This is a genomic window from Methylobacterium ajmalii (genome assembly GCF_016613415.1).
In the GTDB taxonomy this organism is placed as follows: Bacteria; Pseudomonadota; Alphaproteobacteria; order Rhizobiales; family Beijerinckiaceae; genus Methylobacterium; species Methylobacterium ajmalii.
Window position 1 is genome coordinate 48,537 of the sequence record NZ_JACWCT010000087.1, and the last position, 19,171, is coordinate 67,707.

General features: G+C 69.6%; 20 protein-coding genes, 3 pseudogenes and 1 other annotated feature. Of the genes and pseudogenes, 14 read left to right on the plus strand and 9 right to left on the minus strand.

All coding sequences use genetic code 11. From position 1 onward, the window contains the following. Nucleotides 1–635: 635 nt before the first annotated feature. On the minus strand, nt 636–881 hold the full coding sequence (locus HPY23_RS16535; RefSeq protein ID WP_060850609.1) for a hypothetical protein: 246 nt from the start codon (nt 879–881) through the stop codon (nt 636–638). Between the two features lie 370 nt (nt 882–1,251). Between HPY23_RS16535 and HPY23_RS16540 the strand changes: the two genes are divergently transcribed. From HPY23_RS16540 to HPY23_RS16565, 6 genes are all read left to right on the plus strand, one after another. Then, a complete protein-coding gene (locus HPY23_RS16540) occupies nt 1,252–1,689 on the plus strand; it encodes a hypothetical protein (protein ID WP_200601449.1) in 438 nt (145 codons plus the stop codon). Nucleotides 1,690–1,774: 85 nt separating this feature from the next. Next, nucleotides 1,775–2,269, plus strand: a complete 495-nt coding sequence (locus HPY23_RS16545) for a PRC-barrel domain-containing protein (RefSeq protein WP_200601448.1) — start codon at nt 1,775–1,777, stop codon at nt 2,267–2,269. A 186-nt stretch (nt 2,270–2,455) separates the two neighbouring features. Then, nucleotides 2,456–2,671 (plus strand): hypothetical protein, encoded by a 216-nt coding sequence (locus HPY23_RS16550; RefSeq protein ID WP_060850927.1) that lies wholly within the window; start codon nt 2,456–2,458, stop codon nt 2,669–2,671. A gap of 65 nt (nt 2,672–2,736) precedes the next feature. Beyond that, complete coding sequence (locus HPY23_RS16555) at nt 2,737–3,117, plus strand: hypothetical protein (protein ID WP_200601447.1); 381 nt, start codon at nt 2,737–2,739, stop codon at nt 3,115–3,117. 7 nt (nt 3,118–3,124) lie between these two features. After that, nucleotides 3,125–5,197 (plus strand): sensor histidine kinase, encoded by a 2,073-nt coding sequence (locus HPY23_RS16560; protein WP_200601446.1) that lies wholly within the window; start codon nt 3,125–3,127, stop codon nt 5,195–5,197. 18 nt (nt 5,198–5,215) lie between these two features. Further along, the gene (locus HPY23_RS16565; protein WP_200601445.1) at nt 5,216–5,881 is read left to right on the plus strand and encodes a response regulator transcription factor; all 666 of its coding nucleotides are present in this window, start codon (nt 5,216–5,218) and stop codon (nt 5,879–5,881) included. Between the two features lie 90 nt (nt 5,882–5,971). Here the strand turns inward: HPY23_RS16565 and HPY23_RS16570 are convergent, their stop codons facing one another. The 3 genes and pseudogenes from HPY23_RS16570 to HPY23_RS16580 all read right to left on the minus strand — a co-directional run. Then, a complete protein-coding gene (locus HPY23_RS16570; RefSeq protein WP_200601444.1) occupies nt 5,972–7,270 on the minus strand; it encodes a DUF2254 domain-containing protein in 1,299 nt (432 codons plus the stop codon). A gap of 67 nt (nt 7,271–7,337) precedes the next feature. Then, nucleotides 7,338–7,817 (minus strand): MgtC/SapB family protein, encoded by a 480-nt coding sequence (locus HPY23_RS16575; RefSeq protein ID WP_200601443.1) that lies wholly within the window; start codon nt 7,815–7,817, stop codon nt 7,338–7,340. An 83-nt stretch (nt 7,818–7,900) separates the two neighbouring features. Further along, nucleotides 7,901–8,203 (minus strand): annotated as a pseudogene (locus tag HPY23_RS16580) (Na+/H+ antiporter NhaA); the annotation flags it as partial. A gap of 199 nt (nt 8,204–8,402) precedes the next feature. Continuing rightward, nucleotides 8,403–8,458, plus strand: a sequence feature (sul1 is cis-regulatory element that is thought to sense ions involved in sulfur or methionine metabolism; They are found in Alphaproteobacteria). A gap of 106 nt (nt 8,459–8,564) precedes the next feature. On the opposite strand from HPY23_RS16580, the pseudogene HPY23_RS16585 reads away from it, so the two are divergent. Both HPY23_RS16585 and HPY23_RS16590 read left to right on the plus strand, forming a co-directional pair. Next, nucleotides 8,565–10,049 (plus strand): annotated as a pseudogene (locus HPY23_RS16585) (SulP family inorganic anion transporter). A gap of 191 nt (nt 10,050–10,240) precedes the next feature. Then, nucleotides 10,241–10,491 (plus strand): annotated as a pseudogene (locus HPY23_RS16590) (ion channel); the annotation flags it as partial. Nucleotides 10,492–10,500: 9 nt separating this feature from the next. Here the strand turns inward: HPY23_RS16590 and HPY23_RS16595 are convergent. Together HPY23_RS16595 and HPY23_RS16600 are read right to left on the minus strand one after the other, a co-directional pair. Beyond that, on the minus strand, nt 10,501–11,328 hold the full coding sequence (locus tag HPY23_RS16595; RefSeq protein WP_200601442.1) for a mechanosensitive ion channel domain-containing protein: 828 nt from the start codon (nt 11,326–11,328) through the stop codon (nt 10,501–10,503). Between the two features lie 237 nt (nt 11,329–11,565). Next, on the minus strand, nt 11,566–11,817 hold the full coding sequence (locus HPY23_RS16600) for a hypothetical protein (RefSeq protein ID WP_200601441.1): 252 nt from the start codon (nt 11,815–11,817) through the stop codon (nt 11,566–11,568). On the opposite strand from HPY23_RS16600, the gene HPY23_RS33145 reads away from it, so the two are divergent. The 3 genes from HPY23_RS33145 (at nt 11,804) to HPY23_RS33610 (ending at nt 14,571) form a co-directional block, all read left to right on the plus strand. Next, complete coding sequence (locus HPY23_RS33145) at nt 11,804–12,472, plus strand: hypothetical protein (RefSeq protein WP_236012446.1); 669 nt, start codon at nt 11,804–11,806, stop codon at nt 12,470–12,472. The genes HPY23_RS16600 and HPY23_RS33145 overlap by 14 nt on opposite strands. A 52-nt stretch (nt 12,473–12,524) precedes the next feature. Continuing rightward, entirely contained in the window at nt 12,525–13,796 is a 1,272-nt protein-coding gene (locus HPY23_RS16610) for a cation:proton antiporter (RefSeq protein ID WP_200601440.1), read from the plus strand. A 649-nt stretch (nt 13,797–14,445) separates the two neighbouring features. Further along, nucleotides 14,446–14,571 (plus strand): hypothetical protein, encoded by a 126-nt coding sequence (locus HPY23_RS33610; RefSeq protein WP_268926631.1) that lies wholly within the window; start codon nt 14,446–14,448, stop codon nt 14,569–14,571. Nucleotides 14,572–14,644: 73 nt separating this feature from the next. On the opposite strand, the gene HPY23_RS16615 is transcribed toward HPY23_RS33610, so the two are convergent. Further along, nucleotides 14,645–15,031 (minus strand): hypothetical protein, encoded by a 387-nt coding sequence (locus tag HPY23_RS16615; RefSeq protein WP_200601439.1) that lies wholly within the window; start codon nt 15,029–15,031, stop codon nt 14,645–14,647. Between the two features lie 359 nt (nt 15,032–15,390). Between HPY23_RS16615 and HPY23_RS16620 the strand changes: the two genes are divergently transcribed. Beyond that, entirely contained in the window at nt 15,391–15,702 is a 312-nt protein-coding gene (locus tag HPY23_RS16620; protein WP_200601438.1) for a hypothetical protein, read from the plus strand. A gap of 70 nt (nt 15,703–15,772) precedes the next feature. On the opposite strand, the gene HPY23_RS16625 is transcribed toward HPY23_RS16620, so the two are convergent. Together HPY23_RS16625 and HPY23_RS16630 are read right to left on the minus strand one after the other, a co-directional pair. Further along, nucleotides 15,773–16,585: a hypothetical protein gene (locus tag HPY23_RS16625; RefSeq protein ID WP_200601437.1), complete on the minus strand. Its 813-nt coding sequence runs from the start codon at nt 16,583–16,585 to the stop codon at nt 15,773–15,775. Nucleotides 16,586–16,672: 87 nt separating this feature from the next. After that, nucleotides 16,673–17,524 (minus strand): hypothetical protein, encoded by an 852-nt coding sequence (locus tag HPY23_RS16630; RefSeq protein WP_200601436.1) that lies wholly within the window; start codon nt 17,522–17,524, stop codon nt 16,673–16,675. A gap of 241 nt (nt 17,525–17,765) precedes the next feature. On the opposite strand from HPY23_RS16630, the gene HPY23_RS16635 reads away from it, so the two are divergent. Further along, a complete protein-coding gene (locus HPY23_RS16635; protein ID WP_200601435.1) occupies nt 17,766–17,981 on the plus strand; it encodes a hypothetical protein in 216 nt (71 codons plus the stop codon). After that, complete coding sequence (locus tag HPY23_RS16640) at nt 17,978–19,108, plus strand: hypothetical protein (RefSeq protein WP_200601434.1); 1,131 nt, start codon at nt 17,978–17,980, stop codon at nt 19,106–19,108. The genes HPY23_RS16635 and HPY23_RS16640 overlap by 4 nt, the downstream gene beginning before the upstream one ends. Nucleotides 19,109–19,171: the final 63 nt, after the last annotated feature.

Genomic DNA, 19,171 nt, shown 5'->3' on the forward strand with positions numbered 1-19,171 from the left:
CAAGACCTCAAAGCCGTGGCCTGAACGCTCCGCTTACGGTAGACGGTGGCCCTACGGGTCGTGTCGAGCATGGATCGGCTCCTCGTTGCCGGTGGTCCCGTTCGAGGGACAACCCGCCGGACCTTGGATCGGGTACAGGCCGATGTGACGCGTCATACGGCTCTGGGACGGCCCGTGGGTGACCATGCCGGTCACCCGTGCATCACGGCCCCGTAGCCGACCACGTTTGCCGCCGCCAGCAGGCACAGACCGGCTAGGGAGGACATCGCGACGATCGCCAGGACCACGTCGGAGGTCCGTGGCGAGCCGGGGCGAGGCCCGAAGGCGAGCTGTCTCCAGCGGCCTTTGCGAAGCGTGAAATGGGTCACGAAGGATTGCCCTGGTGCGGTCCGCTCCGGGACCTGTGGGTTTGCGCCCCGCAATTGGTTCGCACGGACCGCCGGGTTCAGGACCCGGCGACGGCGGCAACGCCAAGGACAAGGGCCAGACACAGCCCGACCCCGCCCGCAGCCCAAAGGAGCCAAGCGATGGCACCATGCCGGTTGTCGTTGCCGGGCCGCGGCAGTGCGCTCGGCCAGCGCCGCCATCGTCGACATGTCGACGGGGCCTGCAGGACCGACGAGACCGAGCCGGCGTCAGGGTGATGGCGGCACGACATGACCGGGACATCCGGTGGCGTACTCATCAGTGACGATGCCGCCATGCCCGGACAGGAGATCGGGATGGGTCGAGGCCAGGCCGCCGCCGAGGCGTGCCCAATCCTCGATTGACCCGTCCGTCGGGAGGGTGGGGCCCGATGCGTCGGCCGTTCCGGCCACGGGGCCTGGCCCCGCCCAGCCGCCCCAGGCGAACCGCGCCGTTCGAACGATGGCCTTCTTCATGTCGCTCTCCCGTCTCGGTGGCTGAGGCGGACCGGGAACCGCCGCCCGTGCCTTGGCGCAGCAAGGGTCGGAGGTTCGAGCCTAAGCTTTCGTAAACCAACTCGGCCGGCGCAAGCCGCCCGCGAAGGCGCGTCCAGGGGCGTGTCAGGTTTGTCCCGACAGGATTGCGGTCTTCTCCGACTGCGCCTCCATCCCCGGCGCCACAGATCACTCGGTGAGCGGGGAGACCGAGGCACCGAGCCCGGTCGCTGCAGGGGCCGGCGCGAGAGGACCCTGCGACCCGCGGGCCAAAAGCCACAGGCCACCTCGTCGAACCCGTCACGGTCGTGGCCCGCAAGGGTCAGCCACCACCATCACGGAGTTGAAACCGATGAAACGTCTCGCACTGGCCCTCGCGGCCGCATCGAGCCTGATGCTGTTCTCGTCAGCGAGCGAGGCCCGGCCCTTCGGGCGCGGCCATGGGCACGGCTTCCACCATGGCGGCTTCGGCGGCCATCACGGCGGGCTCCGCCACGGTTTCCGTGGTCACCATTCGATCGGCTTGCGCCCCCAAACCCGGCGCTTCGGCGGGTACCGCCGCTACGGCCTCTCGCGGGCCCGGTACGGCTATGGGCGCCCCTACGGACGCTACGGCTACGGGTACCGCCGCGGCCATCGCGGCCTCGGGCTGGCGGCCGGCCTCGGTCTCGGCCTCGCCGCGGCCGCAGCCAGGCCTGCCTATTACGGCGGCTACGGATACGGCTACCGCTACGCCCCGGTGGGCTATGGGTACGGCTATGGCCAGCCCGCCTGCAGCTGCGGCTACTGAGTTCCTTCGTCCATCGGACCCGCACCCGGATCCTGGCGGTCCCATCCCGCCGGGACCTCCCTTCCCACCTGACCGAGGCGAACCCATGAAGACGCTTCTCGCGACCACCCTCGCTGCTGCCCTGCTCGCCGGCCCCGCGCTCGCCCAGGACAAGGCGGCGCAGCCGCCCGCCGGTGCCCAGACCACACCGATGACGCCGCCGCCGGCCGGCGCCGCGATGCCGGCCCCGGCCGGCAACGCAGGCGGCATGACCATGGCTGACACCGCGACCGCCAAGATCAAATTCGTCACCGCCAAGCCGGCCGAGGTGACCTCGTCCAGGCTCGTCGGCAAGAACCTCTACAACAACAAGAACGAAACCGTCGGGGAGATCGAGGATCTCGTCATCGACAACGGCAAGACGGTCACCGGCGTCGTCGTCAGCGTCGGCGGCTTCCTCGGCATGGGCGAGCGCTACGTGGTGGTCGACCCCTCGTCGATCTTCTTGCACAAGGCGGACGGCAAGCTCAAGGCGATGGTCGACACCGATAAGGACGCCCTCAAGAACGCGCCCGAGTTCAAGTACAACCGAAACACCTGATCCGTCGCGCGTGGCTCCGTGCCCGCGGAGCCACGCTCAAGCACTCCCGTGCGCAGACGCTGTCGGGGTGAACCTGACAGGCGTCGGTGAGAACGGCGAGGCTCGGCGAAACCTCTTGTCGCCTGCCAGGATCCGGACGCTACTCTGAACTGCGTCATCAACATCGAGACAGCGGAAAGAGTGGCGATGATCATGGACATCATCAAGCAGGGCTCCCGCGCCAGGGCCCTCGGGCGCCCGCGGGATGCCTGCAACTACCCGTTGGATTCCCGCGAGCGCCGGGCCTGGTACGAGGGCTACGACGGTTCGACGTGGGATTTCGCCGAGCGGGTCACCCATCCGGCCGTCGCGTCCCGGAGCCGCACGACCCGGGACGCGGCGGCCAACCCGACCTCGATCTAGATCGCGGACGTCGCCCTCGAGCCTGCGGGGCTTCGGCGCCGGTCTGGACGGCAACGGAGAGGGCGATGGGACGCAAGCGAACCCACTGTGTCGACGGCCGGGCCTTCGGACGCCTGGAACGGGTGGTGACCACCCTGGTCGAGGCGGGCCTGCAGGACCCTGCGGCGGCACCGCCGAACCTCATCGAACGGCTGCGGCACCTGCAGCGGACTGCGATGGCCGCAGGGGGCGACCGCCAGATCCTCCAGGTCATCGCGTCGGGCCGGCGCCTGCTCGGCGATGGGCAGGCCTTGACTGGCCCGGGCGTACCGACCGACCCCGAGACTGTCCAGGCGCCCTCGACCGGGGCGCCCTTGCAGGATGCGGCGATCTCGGCCGATGGTCCGCACGCGGAAAGACCGGCCTCGTCGGCCGGGACGACCGCCGCGAACGAGCCTACCCGATAGCCCCTGCATGATCCCAAGGCTTGACGACGGCGACGCCGGCCGCCCCGAGATCCATCGTGGAAACGGACGCACAGTCGTCGCGCTCGCGGTGGCGGCCGCCATCCCGGTGCTGCTCCTCAGCGGCTGGGTAGCGACGCTCATGGCGCAGCAGCAGCGCGGGCTGACCCGCAGCGCCGCGGTGGCGAGCGCGGCCCGCGTCGCCGAGCGCGTCGCCTCCGACATCGCGACCCAGGTCGCGGTCCTCCGCGCCGAGGCTGCCTCGGCCAGCCTGGACCGGCCGGACCTCGCTGCCTTCTACGCCGAGGCCGAGCGTCTGAGGCAGGAGCACCCGCTCTGGGAGACCGTCGAGCTCGCCGGCCCCGACGGGGCCCAGGTCGTCAACCTGCTCCGCTCCCTTGACGACGAGCTCGGCCCCACCGCCGACCGCGTGAGCTTCGACGCGGTGGTACGGACGAAGCGGCCGGTGGTCGGCGGGATCGGACCGGTCGGGCGGATCTCGGGCAAGCGCCTAGTCGCGCTGCGGGTCCCGGTCGTCCGCGACGGAACGCTCCGCCACGTCCTCTCGGTCGGCCTCGCGACGAACGCGGTCAGCTCGATCCTCCGCGATGCGGGCGCGCCGGAGGGCTGGGTCGGGACCATCGTCGACGCGCAGGGCAACACCATCGCCCGCACCCGGGCCGAGGCGGAGGAACTCGGCCACCCGGCCAACGCCGCCCTGCGGGCCGCCATCCGGCGGGCGCCACAGGGCTTCTACACCGGTTCCACCTTGGAGGGACCGGACGTCGAGGTCGTCTACCGCACGCTGACGGAGACGGGCGGCTGGTCAGTGCATTTCGGCCTGCCGGCCGCCACGCTGAACGCGCCGGTCTCGCGTTCCTACCTCGTGCTGGCCGGCGGCAGCGTGCTCAGCATCGGCCTCGGCCTCGCGCTGGTCGGCCTCGTCGGCCGCGACATGGCCCAGCGCCGGGCGGGCGAGCAGGCGCGCTTCGCCCTCGCCCTGCGGTCGAGCGAGGAGCAGGGCGCGGTCGCCGCCGAGGCGGCGGAACTTGGCACCTTGCGATGGGATACGGTGGAGGAGACCGTGACGGCCTCCCGGCGCGCCGCCGAACTCCTGGGCTGGGAGGCGGAGGTGCCGGAGGGGCGCGAGATGACGGCGGATGCCGACATCGCCCTGTTGGCGGTCGACGCCGCCGACCGCGAGCGGTTGGTCACGGAACTGCGGCGAAGCCTCGCCGAGGGCATGCCCCTCGACGTGGAGTTCCGGGTCTCGCAACGGAGCCCGGAGCCGCGGTGGGTGCGCCTGACCGGACGTGCGCCCCGGCTTCGGAAGGACGACCCCGCCGACCTCGTCTACGGCGTCGTCTCGGATGTCGGGCCGCGCAAGCGCGCCGAGGCGGAGCGCCTCGACCTGCTGCGCCGCCTCGGCGAGGCGCAGGAGAACGAGCAGCGCCGGATCGCCCGCGAGCTGCACGACCAGGTCGGGCAGACGGTGACCGGGCTGTCGCTCGGCCTCAAGGGGCTTGAACGGATGCTCACCTCGGACGGGACCTCGACCGAGGCCAAACGGCAGATTGCGTGGCTGCAGCGGCTCGCCGGCGAGGTCGGGCGCGACATCCACCGCGCCGCCATCGACCTGCGCCCGACCGCCCTCGACGACCTGGGCCTGCGCGAGGCGCTGGCGACGCTCCTGGGCGAGTGGGGCCAGCGCCACGGCATCCGGCCCGACCTGGAATTCATCGGCGAGGCCTCGCGCCTGCCGGCGGCCGTCGAGAGCGCGATCTACCGGATCGTGCAGGAGGCGCTCACCAATGTGCTGAAGCACGCGCGGGCGGCCACCGTCAGCGTCTGCCTCGACCACCGCCCGGACGAGGTCCAGGTGATCATCGAGGATGACGGCGTCGGCTGCGAGCCCGCCTCCGGCCCCGCTCCGCCCGACGGGCGCAAGTCCGTCGAGCCGCGGCTGGGCCTTTCGGGCATCCGCGAGCGTTTGACCCTGCTGGGTGGCACGCTCACCCTGGAAACGTCCTCGGGCGTCGGCACGACGCTGTTCGTCCGCATCCCGGTGGCGCCGGCCGCCTGACGCACGGGAGAAGCCATCATGGACCGTATCCGCGTCGTCCTGGCCGACGACCATCCCGTGGTCCTCGCGGGCATACGGGCGCTCCTGAACGCCGACCCCGAAATCGAGCTCGTCGGCGAGGCCACCGATGGCGGCGAGGCGCTGCCGATGATCCGTGCCGTCGCGCCCGACATCGCCGTGGTCGACGTCTCGATGCCCGGCCTGAACGGTCTCGAACTGACCGAGCGGGTGACGGGCGAGTGCCCGGGGACCCGGGTGCTGGTGCTGACGGTCCACGAGGACGCCGCCTACGTGCAGCCGCTGATGAAGGCCGGGGCGCGGGGCTACCTGCTCAAGCGCTCCGCGGCGGACGACCTGCTGCGCGCGGTCCGGGCCGTGGCCTCCGGGGGCGTCTACCTCGACCCCTCGATCGCCGGCCACGCCCTGGCGGAGCCCTGCGGGGCGGACGGGCGCCCGGGCATGGCGGAGGGGCGCGAGCCATTGAGCCCGCGCGAGACCGAGACCTTGCGGCTGATCGCACAAGGGTTCAGCAACAAGGAGATCGCGCGGCGCATCGACGTTAGCGTGAAGTCGGTCGAGACCTACAAGGCGCGGGCCGCCGAGAAGCTCGGGCTGAAGACCCGGGCCGAGATCATCCGCTACGGCGCCGCGCATGGCTGGTTCGACGCGCTCGCCTTGCGGTAGCGATACCCTCATTCCCTGGCGGCGCCGGGGTCGGCCCCCCGGCACCCCGCCCAGCGAGGGCCGCAGCGAGCGTCGTTCTGGACCTGGGGATCAGCCCGGTCCGGTCCCGGCGCGCACCCGGACGAAGCGGGCGTGCCGCTCCTCCAGGTCGGCGAGGTCGCTTGGGTCGGAGACGTCCCGCCGCGCGGCGGCGAGCACGAGGTCGGCATGGCGTCCGAGTTCCGCGAGACGCGAGGTCAGCCGCTCGACCTCCGCGACCCGGGCCAGCACGTCGAGCATCCGGGCGAGCACGTGCACCGACCCGGCGGCGTTCTGGCGGATCATGTGGAACATCGCGTCGCACAGGCCGTCGTAATCGGTCACCGGATGGACGAGCACGACGCGACCCTCGCGGGCGACGGCGCCCGTGGGCAGGTGGCGCGGGGCGATGCGGCACAGGGCGTCCCCCAGATGGTCGAGCACGCTCCCCGCCGTCATCGGGTCGTTGATGCCGGGCGACAGCGCACGCACCGCGATCTCGACGAGCTGCCGCACCGAGTATTCTAGGTCCTGCAGCGCCGCCGGGCGGCGTCCGAAGGTGAGCGAGCGGGCCACCGCGTCGGCGGTTCCCTCGACGCCCGCGGATGGCACGACGACGGGAAATCCCCTCGGCACGAAGTCGCCCGGCCTCACCCGCAGGGCGAGGACGACGCGATGCTCGTGGGCCCAGTCGGCGAGCCCCTCCGTATCGACCGCCTGCAGGTATCCGCCCTCCGCCGGCGCGACCGGGGCGCCGCGCGGCGTCCCCACCGGCGGCTGGATGTCGGCCTCGTCGAGGGTCCGCGCCTCGACCGCCTTGCAGAGGTCGCGATGGACGGCGTCGACCACCGTCTCGACGTTGATGCTGGTGGCGACGTGGTGGACGAACCAGACCAGCGTCCCGAGGCAGACCAGCGCCAGCAGCACGGCGCCCGAGATGGCGAGGTGCGGGACGAAGGTTTCCTCCTGGACGGTGCGCACCGTGCGCAGCACCATCAGCGCGTAGGCGAAGGTGCCGAGGAAAGCGCCGAGCACGAGTTGGTTGCGGGCGTCGCGCACGAAGTTGCGCAGAAGCCGCGGCCCCATCTGGTTCGAGGCCAGGGTCAGTGCCGCGATGGTGATGGAGAAGGTGGTGCCCGCCACGCCGATGGTGGACGATGCCACCGCGCTGAGAAGCGCCCGAGCCCCCTCGGCGCCGCCGGCCCAGCCCCAGTTCGCATCCGGGGAGGACGGGTCGTAGCCGGCGATGCGGGCGGTCTCCAGCCAGATCGCGGCCTGCGCCAGGCCGATGCAGGCGAGCACGACCAGCGCCGGCCGCAGCCAGAACTGGTCGCCCAGGAACTCGATCCAGGCCCGTACCCTCGCCCTCACCGGCGATCCCCTCGTTCCGCCGCTCGCGCTCGAGCGGGTGGCTCCATCCCGTCTTCAGACATCGCACTCACTCCTCCGCTTCTCCCCGCGCAACACCAAACCGTTTAAGCGCCGTGATCACCACCAGGATGGCCAGCCCGAAACCCATCGCCGCGGCGAGCAGCATGAACTGCGCCGCGCCGGCCACGATGCCGGCCGAGGCCGCGAGCCAGACGCTGGCCGCCGTCGTGAGGTTCCGGACGGTCCGCTCGGCGTCGCCCTTGGCGACGAAGATCGTGCCGGCGGCGATGAAGCCGATGGCCTGGGCCAACCCCTGGATGACGCGCAGAGGATCGGCGTCGCCGCCGCGGGCCTGCACGTCGGCGTAGAGGCTCAGCGCCGAGGTGGTGATGACCGCGGAGCTCAGGGCGACGAGCGCAAGCGTGCGGATGCCGGCATCCTTGCCCTTGCGCTCCCGCTCGAACCCGAGCGCCAGGCCGCATGCCGTGGCCGCGCCGAGACGCAAGAGGATGTCCGTCAGCGAGAGGGTGGTGGTGTCGAGGGGCATGAACGGGTCCGGCTCACGGGAGGTCTGGCGAAGCGTCGAGGGTCAACACGCGCCGGCCGCCTCCCTTTCCCAGGCCGCCCGGCTCAGGCCGGGACCGGCCGCGCGCGGCGTTGCCCTGGGGCGGCGACCAGGAGCCCGAGCGCCCCGGCGATCATGCAAGCGACCGAGCCGACGGTTACGCCGATCTCGACCTCGGCTTCCCGGGTCGGCGCGTCCGCGGAGGCGAGCAGGCCGAACGCCAACCCGAGCGTCACCGGATCGAGCAGCAGGGGCGGAGTGAACCCGACGAGCGACACACCCGCATTGGCGAAGCCGAAGACCGGCGGGACCAGGTAGGCCGACCAGGAATGGATCGCGTGTTCGAGGATGTGCGGTGGGGAGGTAGGGATGCACTACCTTCAGCCTTTAACGACACCCCTGACCGGACAGGGGTTCGCGTGCGAGTGTTGCTTGCCGTTACCCTCGGCTTTCGGCTTGTCTTGGCCGCCGCTTTGGAGGCATGCGAGCACTCGCGACGCCATGACCAGATACACGCCCGCAGCATATTGCGCCGCAACGAGCCTACGGGTAGTGTCGGCATACAAAACTGGACCCGGTGAAAATCCGGGTGGCTCTTCCGGCCGCCGATCCGCCGGACAACGCAATCATCGGCTCTGTGTCGCGGTCCTCAGACGAGGCCGACCCGCCCTGTTGCGAGCCCCACGCGCTGAACCCTCGCGCCTGGGACGAAGAAAGTTCTCCATCCCCATGGATTTGGTCCATCTCCGGAGCGAATGGGCTCCGAACGTCACGCGCGAGCTGCTGGCGGGCACCGTTGTCGCCCTGGCCCTCATTCCCGAGGCCATCGCATTTTCCATCATCGCCGGCGTCGATCCCAAGGTCGGGCTCTACGCCTCGTTCTGCATCGCCGTGATTACCGCCTTCGCGGGCGGGCGCCCGGCGATGATTTCGGCCGCTACCGGCGCAATGGCGCTCCTAATGGTCGGCCTCGTGAAGGATCACGGCGTCGGCTACCTGTTCGCTGCCACCATCCTCACCGGCCTCCTGCAGATCGCCGCCGGAGCCTTGCAGCTCGGCAACCTGATGCGCTTCGTCTCGCGCTCAGTCGTGACCGGCTTCGTCAATGCACTGGCGATCCTGATCTTCCTGGCGCAGATGCCCGAGCTGATCGGACAGGGGCCCGCCGTCTACCTGATGACGGCAGTCGGCCTCGGCATCATCTACGGCCTGCCGTACCTGACCAAGGCGGTGCCCTCGCCGCTGGTCACGATCGTCCTGCTGACCGGAGTCTCGATGTACCTCGGCCTCGGCATCCACAAGGTTGGCGACATGGGCGCCCTGCCAAGCGAGCTGCCGTGGGTGGCCCTCCCGCAGGTGCCGTTCACCTGGGAGACCCTGCAGATCATCCTGCCGGTATCGCTGACCCTGACCATGGTCGGCCTGCTGGAAAGCCTGATGACGGCGGCCATCGTCGACGAAATGACCGACACGACCTCGAACAAGAACCGCGAATGTGCGGGCCAGGGGGTCGCCAACATCGCCTCCGGGTTCCTAGGCGGCATGGCGGGCTGCGCGATGATCGGCCAATCGGTCATCAACGTCTCGTCCGGCGGTCGGGGGCGCCTGTCCACGCTGTGGGCGGGGGCGTTCCTGCTTTTCCTGATCGTGGTGCTCGGCCCCTACGTGGCGCAGATCCCGATGGCAGCGCTGGTCGCGGTGATGATCATGGTTTCGATCAATACGTTCCAATGAAAATCGCTCAGAACGTTGGTCACTCACCCAAAATCGTCAAGTTTCGTGATGATCGGCACCGTTGCGGTCGTCGTCGAGACCCACGACCTGGCCAAGGGCGTGCTGTTCGGGGTGATCCTCAGCGGCCTGTTCTTTGCCCACAAGGTCACCAAGTTCTTCGGCGTCGTCACCTCGCGAGACGAAGGGCGGGCGGTGCGCACATACAAGGTGACAGGACAGATTTTCTTTGCGACGGCCGAGACGTTCCATTCCGTCTTCGACTTCCGCGAGGAGGATTTGCAGGGCGTGGTGATCGACCTCTCAGCCGCTCATTTCTGGGACATCACCAGCATCAACGCCCTGGATCGCGTCGTGCTCAAGTTCCGCCACCACAGCATTCCGGTGGAGGTGATCGGCATGAATGAAGCGACAGCGACCTTGGTCGAACGCCTCGGCACTCACGATAAGCCGGGTGCTGCGCTCGCCGCGCCAGGTCATTGACCAGCAGCTCGGAGTGTGGGCGCAGTTGTCATCGCGCCCTGATGCATATGGTAGTCCTGCCTGTAACCTGGATCGCCGCGCACCTCGCCGCCGGGACGTTCTACGTCCTGCGCGGTCGAGGTGCGGAGGGAACCCGCAGCAGGTGGGGCGAGGTAATTGCGTTGCTCGTGTCGCCCCATCCTGACGACGTCACGGTCACGTCGCTGACGACGACCAGCTACGGCGATGTCGCCCTGCACGGGGGACCGGCGGCCGCCTCGTCTCGGTCGTGGTGATGGTCTGCGGGGTGATGCTGTTCCTGCGCCTCGCCCACGTGTCGTTCCGGCCCTACAACTTGCCTTTCCCGTGCTCGACCTGCGGTCTGCAGCAGCACGAGACGGACACTGTACAATGCGAGGCCAGCGACACCGGCCTCACCATCCCCGACGAGGGCGCCGACTGAGGGGAGGCGTCACGCGCGTTTCTCCTCGTCGGCCTTTTCACGCTCCGTGGTGATCTGCCAGCGCGCCCGCGAGGGATTACGGCCGGCGGGCCAGCCCTCGCGCTGGCGGCCCCGGTCGCCGTCGGTCTCCTCCGTCTGGTCATGGAACAGCACCTGGCTGGTCGGGTATGGCAGGTCGATGCCGGCCGCGGTGAGCGCATCCTTCACGTTGGCGATGGCGTGGTCGAGCGCATCGACCGCGTCGCGCCGCCGGGGCGGGTCGATCCACAGCCTCGCTGTCATGTCGACGCCCGCCGCACCCAGGCCCGTGACCAGGGCCTCGGGTGGTGGGTCGGCCAGTACGCCCTCGGTGCTCTTCAGCGCCTCGACGATGACCCGGCGCGCCTCGCGGATGTCATCGCCGTTGCCGATGGTGAGCGGGAAGGCGAGGCGGCGCTTCTCGTGCGCGGTGATGACCGTGATCTTGTCGACGAACAGGGTGGCGTTGGGGATCAGCACCCGCTGGTTATCGTAGGTGCGCAGCACCGTGGCGCGCACCCAGACATCCTCGACCGTGCCCTCGTGCGAGCCAGCGCGGATCTGGTCGCCGATGACGAAGGGCCGCGTGAGCAGGATCAGGATGCCGGCGAGCAGGTTTTGCAGCACGTCGCGGAAGGCGAAGCCGATAGCGACGCCGCCGATGCCGAGCAGGTTGAACAGGTCGGCGGCCGAGACCGATGGGAATGCGACCGAGGCGGCCACCAGGAACGCGATGAGGATGGTCACGCCGCCGGCGATGCGCCCGAGGACCGCGGCCGAACCCGGCGAGGCGTCACGGATTGCGGCCGCCCGGCGCACGGCAGCGCGCACCACGCGGGCGACGACAAGACCGAGACCGAACAGGACGAGAGCGACGGCGAGCCCCGGCAGCAGCGCCGCTGCCGACCGACCCAGCCCTTCGAGGCGTCCGAGCGCTTCCGCGAAGATCATGCCTGGCACCGTCCCATGAAAAAGCCGCCGGAGGCGGGCGTGCCGGCCGGCGGCGTGTCGTCACCCGCGGGGCAAGGGGCGCCCGCGGGATGATCGCGTAAGCGGTCAGCGGCGCGGGCCGCCGCTCGTCCCACCGTATTGCTGCCCGCGGGCGCCCCGCGAAGGCATGGCCGCATTCCCGCGGCTTGCGGAGCCCTGCCGCATCCGGGAGCGCCGGTGCATGCGCACCTGAACGACGTTGATGCCGGCCGTGGGCGCCACGCCGGCGGCGCTCACAGGCAGCGCCGCGGACGGCAGGGTGGACGCGGCGAGGCCGAGGCCGGCGAGAAACGCCGATGCGAGGATGGTCTTCTGCAAGGTGATGCTCCTTCGGTCAGGCCTGGACAGGTTTGCCCAACATTCGGGTGATGCGACCATGATGCGCCCGCTCGACGTGTTGGATCGCGGTCGGCAACGCCCGAACTTCGCTCACGTTCAGAAGAATTCGACCATGGTCCGGGTGCGACAGGACCGACTGGCGGCGCCATGCAGCAGTCGCTTCGGATTGTCGCCCGCTATCGGCCCCGACATGGCTTGTGCGGATGGTGTCGGGCCCGACCAGGAACCAAGGCCATCCAAGGGGCTTGCAGGACGACGGGCCGGCGCGCGGCCATCCGACCGGGAGCATCGCGAACCGATGACCGACCACCGATGTGCCCGCTGCATGCGGAGCATCGCCACCCTCCTCATCTGTGCCGTCGCCGGTCTTGGCGCGATGGCCGCCACCGTCGATCGGGCGGCGGCCCAGTCGGCTGCCAGCGCCATCGACCAGCCGACCGCCGGGACCCTGCCTCCCGGTACGTCGACGGTTGGCGGCCATGGCGGGCCGCGCGACCGGGCCACCGGCCAAGTGGCACCTCCGAGCGCGATCCAGGCGTCCACGAAGGTGATGCGGTCCGAAGGCTCCGTGCAGGGCAAGAACAATGGTGGCCGGACAGACCCCCTGAAGCACCTGCCGCGGGACATGCGCTGAAGTCCCGCGCGCCCGCGGCGGCTACGATGCCGCTCCTCATCGGGGTACGACCGTGATCTCCATCCTCGATCTCGCGGCCTTGCTGCTGACGCTCTCGGCCTTGTTTGGTTGGCTTAACCGGAAGCTGCTGCATCTGCCGCATTCCGTCGGCCTGCTCGTCATGGGCCTCGCCGCCTCGCTTGCCCTCGTCGCCCTCGACGTGGCCTTCCCCGAGCAGCACCTCTACGAGGACCTCACCCGTGTGCTCGGGCAGGTCGACTTCACCAAGGTGGTGATGGACGGCATGCTGGCCTTCCTGCTCTTCGCCGGTGCCATGAGCCTTGACCTCGGAGCCCTGCGCGATCGGGCGTGGGCCGTGGCGACGCTGGCGCTCGTCGGCACCTTCATCTCCACCGCAATCGTCGGCGGCGCCTTCTGGCTAGCGGCGAGTGCCCTCGGCCAGCCTCTGCCCCTCGCCTGGGCGCTGGTGTTTGGCGCCCTGATCAGCCCGACCGACCCGGTGGCGGTGCTGGCCACCCTCAAGAACGTGCGGGTCCCCGAGGCCCTGGAGGTCGAGATGCAGGGCGAGGCCCTGTTCAACGACGGCATCGGCATCGTGCTCTTCACGGTGTTCGTCGCATTCGCCGCCGGCTCCGGCGGAGAGGCGACGACCGCCAGCGGCGTCGCCAAGCTCCTGCTTCAGGAGGCGGGTGGCGGCCTGCTGCTCGGCGTCGTGACCGGCTACGTCGCCTACCGGGCCATGCGGGCCATCGACGACTTTCCCGTTGAGGTACTGATCACCCTGGCACTGGTCGCCGGCACCTACGCGCTCGCTCAGAAGCTGCACGCCAGCGGCCCGCTCGCAGTCGTCGCCGCCGGGCTGCTAGTGGGCGACCGCGCACCGCGCGACGCGATGAGCGAGCGCACGCAAAGCTATGTCGAGTCCCTCTGGACGCTCATCGACGAGGTGCTGAACTCGGTTCTGTTCCTGCTCATCGGCCTGGAGGTGCTGGTTCTGCGCTTCGCGGCGAGCGGGCTTGTGCTCGCCGCCTGCGCCGTGCCCATCGTCCTCGTAGCTCGCCTCGTCGCGGTATCGGCCCCGCTCCTGGCCTTCCGATGGGGCGGCCATCTCAGCCCCCGCAACGTGCCGTTCCTAACCTGGGCGGGAGTGCGCGGCGGCATCTCCGTCGCCCTGGCGCTGTCGTTGCCGGAGGGCGACGCCAAGTCCGTCGTGCTGGCCGCGACCTACGCGGTGGTCCTGTTCACCATCATCGTGCAAGGCCTTACTCTAGGCACCGTCGCACGCCTGACGCTCAAGAACCTGCCGGACAGCGACATTGGGTGATTGCCTCTGGCTTGCGGCAAGTCCGAGGTCCATGGACCTCCAGCATAACGCGCGACTGGTACAGAACTGTCGTCCACGCAGCACTCCTAGAAAGCTTTACCATAGTTCCGATCCAAGTTCGGCCTCGCCGACAACTCGCATCGGTCAGCTGCAGAAAACACCACTTTAATCTGTTGCGTTCTTTGAGCGGACTGTAAGCCTGGGGCCAGTAGGCCCGCACTATAACGTCGAGACCGACCCGCCGTCCTGCTTATGGCGTTTGCCATGACGCTTCCGAAACTCCGTATTGGATCACACTGGCTCGTACAACGCAGCGCTCCGTGAAGTATGGTCGCGTACGGCCCTTTCGGTGTGCCGGATGCATGGCAAGCGATGCGTCATTCCAATCCTGCCGAAGGCCATTGTGGGTTCTATGCACGACTAGTACTGAGGTGCCGCAGTGAGATCGAGAGCGGACATTGCATTAGAAAAATTTGCTGGTCTGCTGTTGGTGCGAAGCTAACCACTTTTAGCTTCGCAAACACAAGCCGCCCAAGCTTGCAGAGCCAATCTCGCCGACCAGCTGCTGCCAGCCCTGAATGCGGCCCCTCCCGAGGCTCTCTCCCGCGCGGTCGAGCGGACCCCCTCACTCCGCCGCTACCCCGTCGGCATGGCTTCCCCCAAGGTCAGGACGGCCCTCCGCAGCGGGGACATCGCCGACTGGGACCTCGATCGCCAACTCGCCGTCGCCGCCTCCCTCGGCCTGAAAGCTCGCATCATCCTGGAGCCGGCCTGAGCGATCGGAATGCCTGTGCGAGGTTGCTTCCCCCGTTACTCCTAGGGTCTGCAACGCGCCTCCGCGTGACGCGTCACGCCTCCGGCAGGGCGCCATCGCGACGGGCTCGGGGCGTCGAGAACAGGCGGTCTTCGATCGCCGCGGCGACTTCCTCGCGCCGATAGACGACCACCTTGCGCCCTGCTGCCTGGTCTCGCTTCGAGCGCTTCACGAGATGCCCGGCGACAGCGAGGATGAGGCCCTCGGGCTGCACCGCTTTCGAGTACCGCTCCCCCGCCGGCGCTGACCGGAAAATCGCCCGCAGGCTGTCCACGATCGCCCTGTCGAGGACCGTCAGATCGGGACGGCCGCGCTTGGCCTCGGAGGCCCTCTGCTTGCGCTTGCGATTGCGGGCGCAGGCCTTCCGACGCGAAGCCTTGGCGGCGCCGGTGAGACGGGGGGCAGCGGTGGTGTCAGTCATGGAGGCCTCCTGATGTGCCGGGAGCATCGTGCGGCCGGTTGCAAGCCACCAGGGTGACCCGTCACGCCATCTCAGCGTGACCCGTCACACCCATGAACTCGCCGTGCACTCCCCTCGACGCGACCTGCACTCACCGTGAGTTACTATTTGGAATGGTTCCAATGAACAACAAGCCGTTGCAATAGCTTGGGAAATCGCAGGAATCCCGACGCCTTCGAAATCGAGAAATTCGTTACCACCTTCTGGAGGGCGCCCGGAAACCCTTCGTTCACCGTGTCCTGGGGATTGCGGCCGCGGGGGCTTGCCGCCTCGGGGCGCCCAGGGCCATCTTGGGGACTCACCGCCACCCGGAGGCCATCATGTCGCACGTAGGACACATCGGGTTCGACGTCGCCTCGCGGGGCGCGCAGATCTTCACCGGCTTGCAGTTCGCGATCGCGGACTTCCGCGAGCGGGAGGCCCGTCGCCGCCGAGACGGTATCTGCGCTGTCGCGGATATCGCTATGCGCCTGGAGGAGAGCCGGGAGATCGAGGCGCAGGCGTGCGACGCCGCGGCCGCCCTTGATGCCGAGAACGCTCGCCTGCGCCAGGAACTCGCTGCTGCGAGGGTACAGATCGCCGGTTTGGAGCAGGATGCCCTGGCCTATGCGAAGATGGCCGGCCTGATCTAACGGGGGGCTCCAACGAGAAAGGGCTGCCGGAGGAGATCCGGCGGCCCTTTCTCGTTTCAGGAGGACGATCTCAGCGCGAGTATGCGACGACCCCGAGATCCACGTCCTCCAAGCCTGAGAAGGGCTTCCTCCCCGGGCGCGGTGCCGGCTCGGCGGGGGCCGGCGCGGTGCCGGCGGCGATCGCGGCCTGCTCGACCCGGAATGCCGCCTTCGCGGCGGCTAGGCTCGCCTTCACGTCGACCGGCGACGGGCAGCGGGGCACGCCCGGCAGGAGGTCGGCGGGGGATCGAGCGCTGAGATGGCGCTCGATTGCGTCGGGCGCGGCGATCGCCACTCGCATCCGAGCCGGCTGGTCCAGGCTCTCCAACCAAGCCATTGCCTCGGGAGGGAGCGGCCTCTGCGCGTGAAGCGTAGCGACCTTCATCGCGGCCCCCTTACGGAGGCCATCTGCAGCGTAGCGCCTCACGAGAGCGGCCAACGACAGGTCTTGCAGACGAGCGGCGGAGGGGGGCGGCGAGTAGGCTGGGCTGTCGTTGCGCGTCCTGGCGCTGTCCGCTGCCGCGACCTGCGAGGCCACCTGCGAGGGGCTTGCCGGCCGCTGCGGCAGGGCGGCTCCGAGGACGGCGCCAACGCCCTTGGCCGTCGCCAGGGCCGCGCCGCCCAGGCCCCTAGCGAGTGCAAGGCCGGGCTTCGCGACGGCGAAGTCCAGAGCGGCGCCGACGCCGTCGTTGACCGCGGTCACGCCGCTCCAGGCAGTCTTGGCGTCCGCGGCGAGCATGGAGCCCGCCTCGCCGGCGATCCCCAGGAGGCGGCGGAAGAAGCGAGCGATCGCTTCGACGATAGCTGCGAGGAAGGCGGCGAGGCGTTGGGCGGGTGTCAGCACGGGAGGTCTCCGAGGGAGGGCGAGGCGGTCGGGGTGCCGCAGAGAGATGCTGCTGCCGGAGGATGAAAGGATCCAGGCCGTGACGCGTCACGGCGTCCGCTTCAGGGGCGGCGGGAGGTCCGGCCGGAATGCAGGCTCCCAGCCGTACAGCCGTTCACGCAAGGCCAGCGGGAGCTGGCGCCGGTGCCGATGGACCAGCCTCAGCCCATGCGCAGCCTGCAGCGCCGTGAGCGCCTGCTCTTCAGCAAGCCGGTGCCCGCATAGCGACGTCGCCTGGCTCCATCCCGCACCGTTCGCGTCGGTCGCCCGGTCCTCGTCTAGAGACGAAAGGCATCGGCACGCTTCGAGCACGTCGCGGCGGACCGCGGGGTCCCGCGCCCGCGCGAGATCTTCGGCGCCGGCTTCCGTCGCCAGGCGCTCCTCCACCCTCCTGACGACGTGCTCAGCGTCGCTCAAGAGGCTCCGTGCGAAGCGGAGTTGACCCGCCGTGAGCCGGGTTTCCTGTGCGAATCGGTCAGCGTCATCGGGACGCCGAAATGCCCACCTGTGAGCCCTCAGCAGGGCCTTCAGAGCCGCCTGCGTAGGGGCGATCTCGGTTGCCGGGAGCGCGGCACGCTTCGCCGCGGAGGCCTCATGACGCGCCAGGTTCTCCCGAGCGACCCTCTCCCATTGCCCGAACCGCCGCTCCAGCAGGGCGAGGTCCACACCGAACGGCAGGTCGAGGACGACCCGTCCGCGCGTGAGATCGAAGCCGTGAGCGCTCATCCCGCGATGAGCCGCCAGCACGGCCCGGTCGTAGAGTTCGTTCTTCACCGCGCTCCACCGGTAGGCGGACTTCGGCTCGTAGACGCGCCCGTCCGGCCGCCACTCCAGGCCGCAGAAGGGCGGCGGCTGAGGGATCGAGAGCGCGGCGCGGACGGCTTCGACGGATGTGTTCATGGCGGGGCGGGGTCCTGTCAGCGGGGCGGCTGACAGAAATTCAAGCACTCCGACCCGCCGAATTCCAGGGCGGATGTTTGACCAACAAAAATGACGACATTCACCACAAACGCTCACCACAGCTGTGGTGAGCGTTTGTTGGTCTAACATTTGGGCAGTCCCAATAGCGATTTCCTCTTGATGTCAGCGGGCGCGCTGACGATCATATCAGTCGAATTCAAATCCGACGAGGAGAACGACCGTGCCAGTGCGCGATGTGCGTAGTAGAAAGCTCGTGCTCAATCGCCTGCGAGTGGCGGTGGCGGAGGCCGGTTCTGTCGCCGCTTGGGGGCGCGCGCACGGACTGACGAGACAATACGTCTGGGATTGTCTCTGCGAGCGGCGGCTGCCCGGGCCGGCGGTGCTCGCGGCCCTCGGCCTTGTCGTCGAGGAGAACGTCGTGGAGGCTCAGTCGTGAGCACTCGGCAGAGCTTCGCGAGCATCGACCGGCTCGTCTACGCCACCCCAACGCCGCAGGCGGTCGCGAGGCTCGTCGAGAGCCACGGGCTGGAGACCGCCGAGCGGCGCTGGCACTGGCTCGATCGCAGGACGATCTGCGGGCTCGGAAGGATGGGGCGCGCGATCCTAGGCAAGCCCTCGGGCGCTTCACGCCAGAGGGCGACGACCCCCCTGCAGGAAGCCGTCGCCATCGAGGCCGCCTACATCCTCGGCTCGCGCGCCGCCGGTGAGCGGGCGGGCGGCATGGGGCCGTCGTCGCTCATCTACGTCGAACAGCTGCGCGGCATCCTCGACGTGCCCCGCGCAGACTACGCCGAGCGCGGGAGGGTCGTCGCCTTGTCGCGCGCCGCGGAGCGCGGTGAACCCGGCGCCGCCGAGGCGATCGAAGCCGCCCGGGCGCACGAGCTCGCCGTTGGCCAGGTCCTGGAACTCGCCCTCGCGCTCGTGCCGGAGCAGCCCCGCGTCGGACGGTACCGCATGCCGGATCCATCCCCGGAGCTCGCCGCCGCCTTGGGCGAGTGCGACCCCGTCGCCATCGAGCGCGTGTTCCCCGGGCTCTCCGCCGCCCGCGTCGCAGTCCCGCCCCCTGTCGAGGAGCCAAATCCAATGAGCCAGACATCCACGATTGGGGGCGCCGAGCGCCGCGTCCCCGACGACGACCAAATCCGGCGCGACCGTGCGGCGACGCCACGAGCCGCTGACCTCGCCGAGCGGTGGGGCGTCGGAGAGAGCGCGGTCTATAGCCACCTCCGGCGCCTGGGTCTGACGAGGCCGCGGGGCGGTGTCAAACGCGCCGCGGCCTCGTCCCAGCCCCAGACGAACGTGGTCCCATTCGCCTCCGCGCCCCCGGTCGTCGACGGGGGGGCTTCCCCCGATTCGCACGCCCCGGACATGAGCGAGGAGCGCGTCCACTCGCTGCCGGCGGTCCCCCGCCCAGGCTACCCGACGTTCCGTGGGCGCCTCTGCGCCGAGGACCTCGTCCTCGCGGTCGAGCTCGCCCGGCGCACGGGCCTCGATCCGCTTGATGCGATCTCTTGGGTGCGTGCCGACGCGGCCGAGGCCTCCTACGCTGCAGGGAGGGCGTGATGGTAGCGAACAGAGACCGGCCGCTCGGACACGTGTGCTGGGGATGCAAAGCATTTCACGATG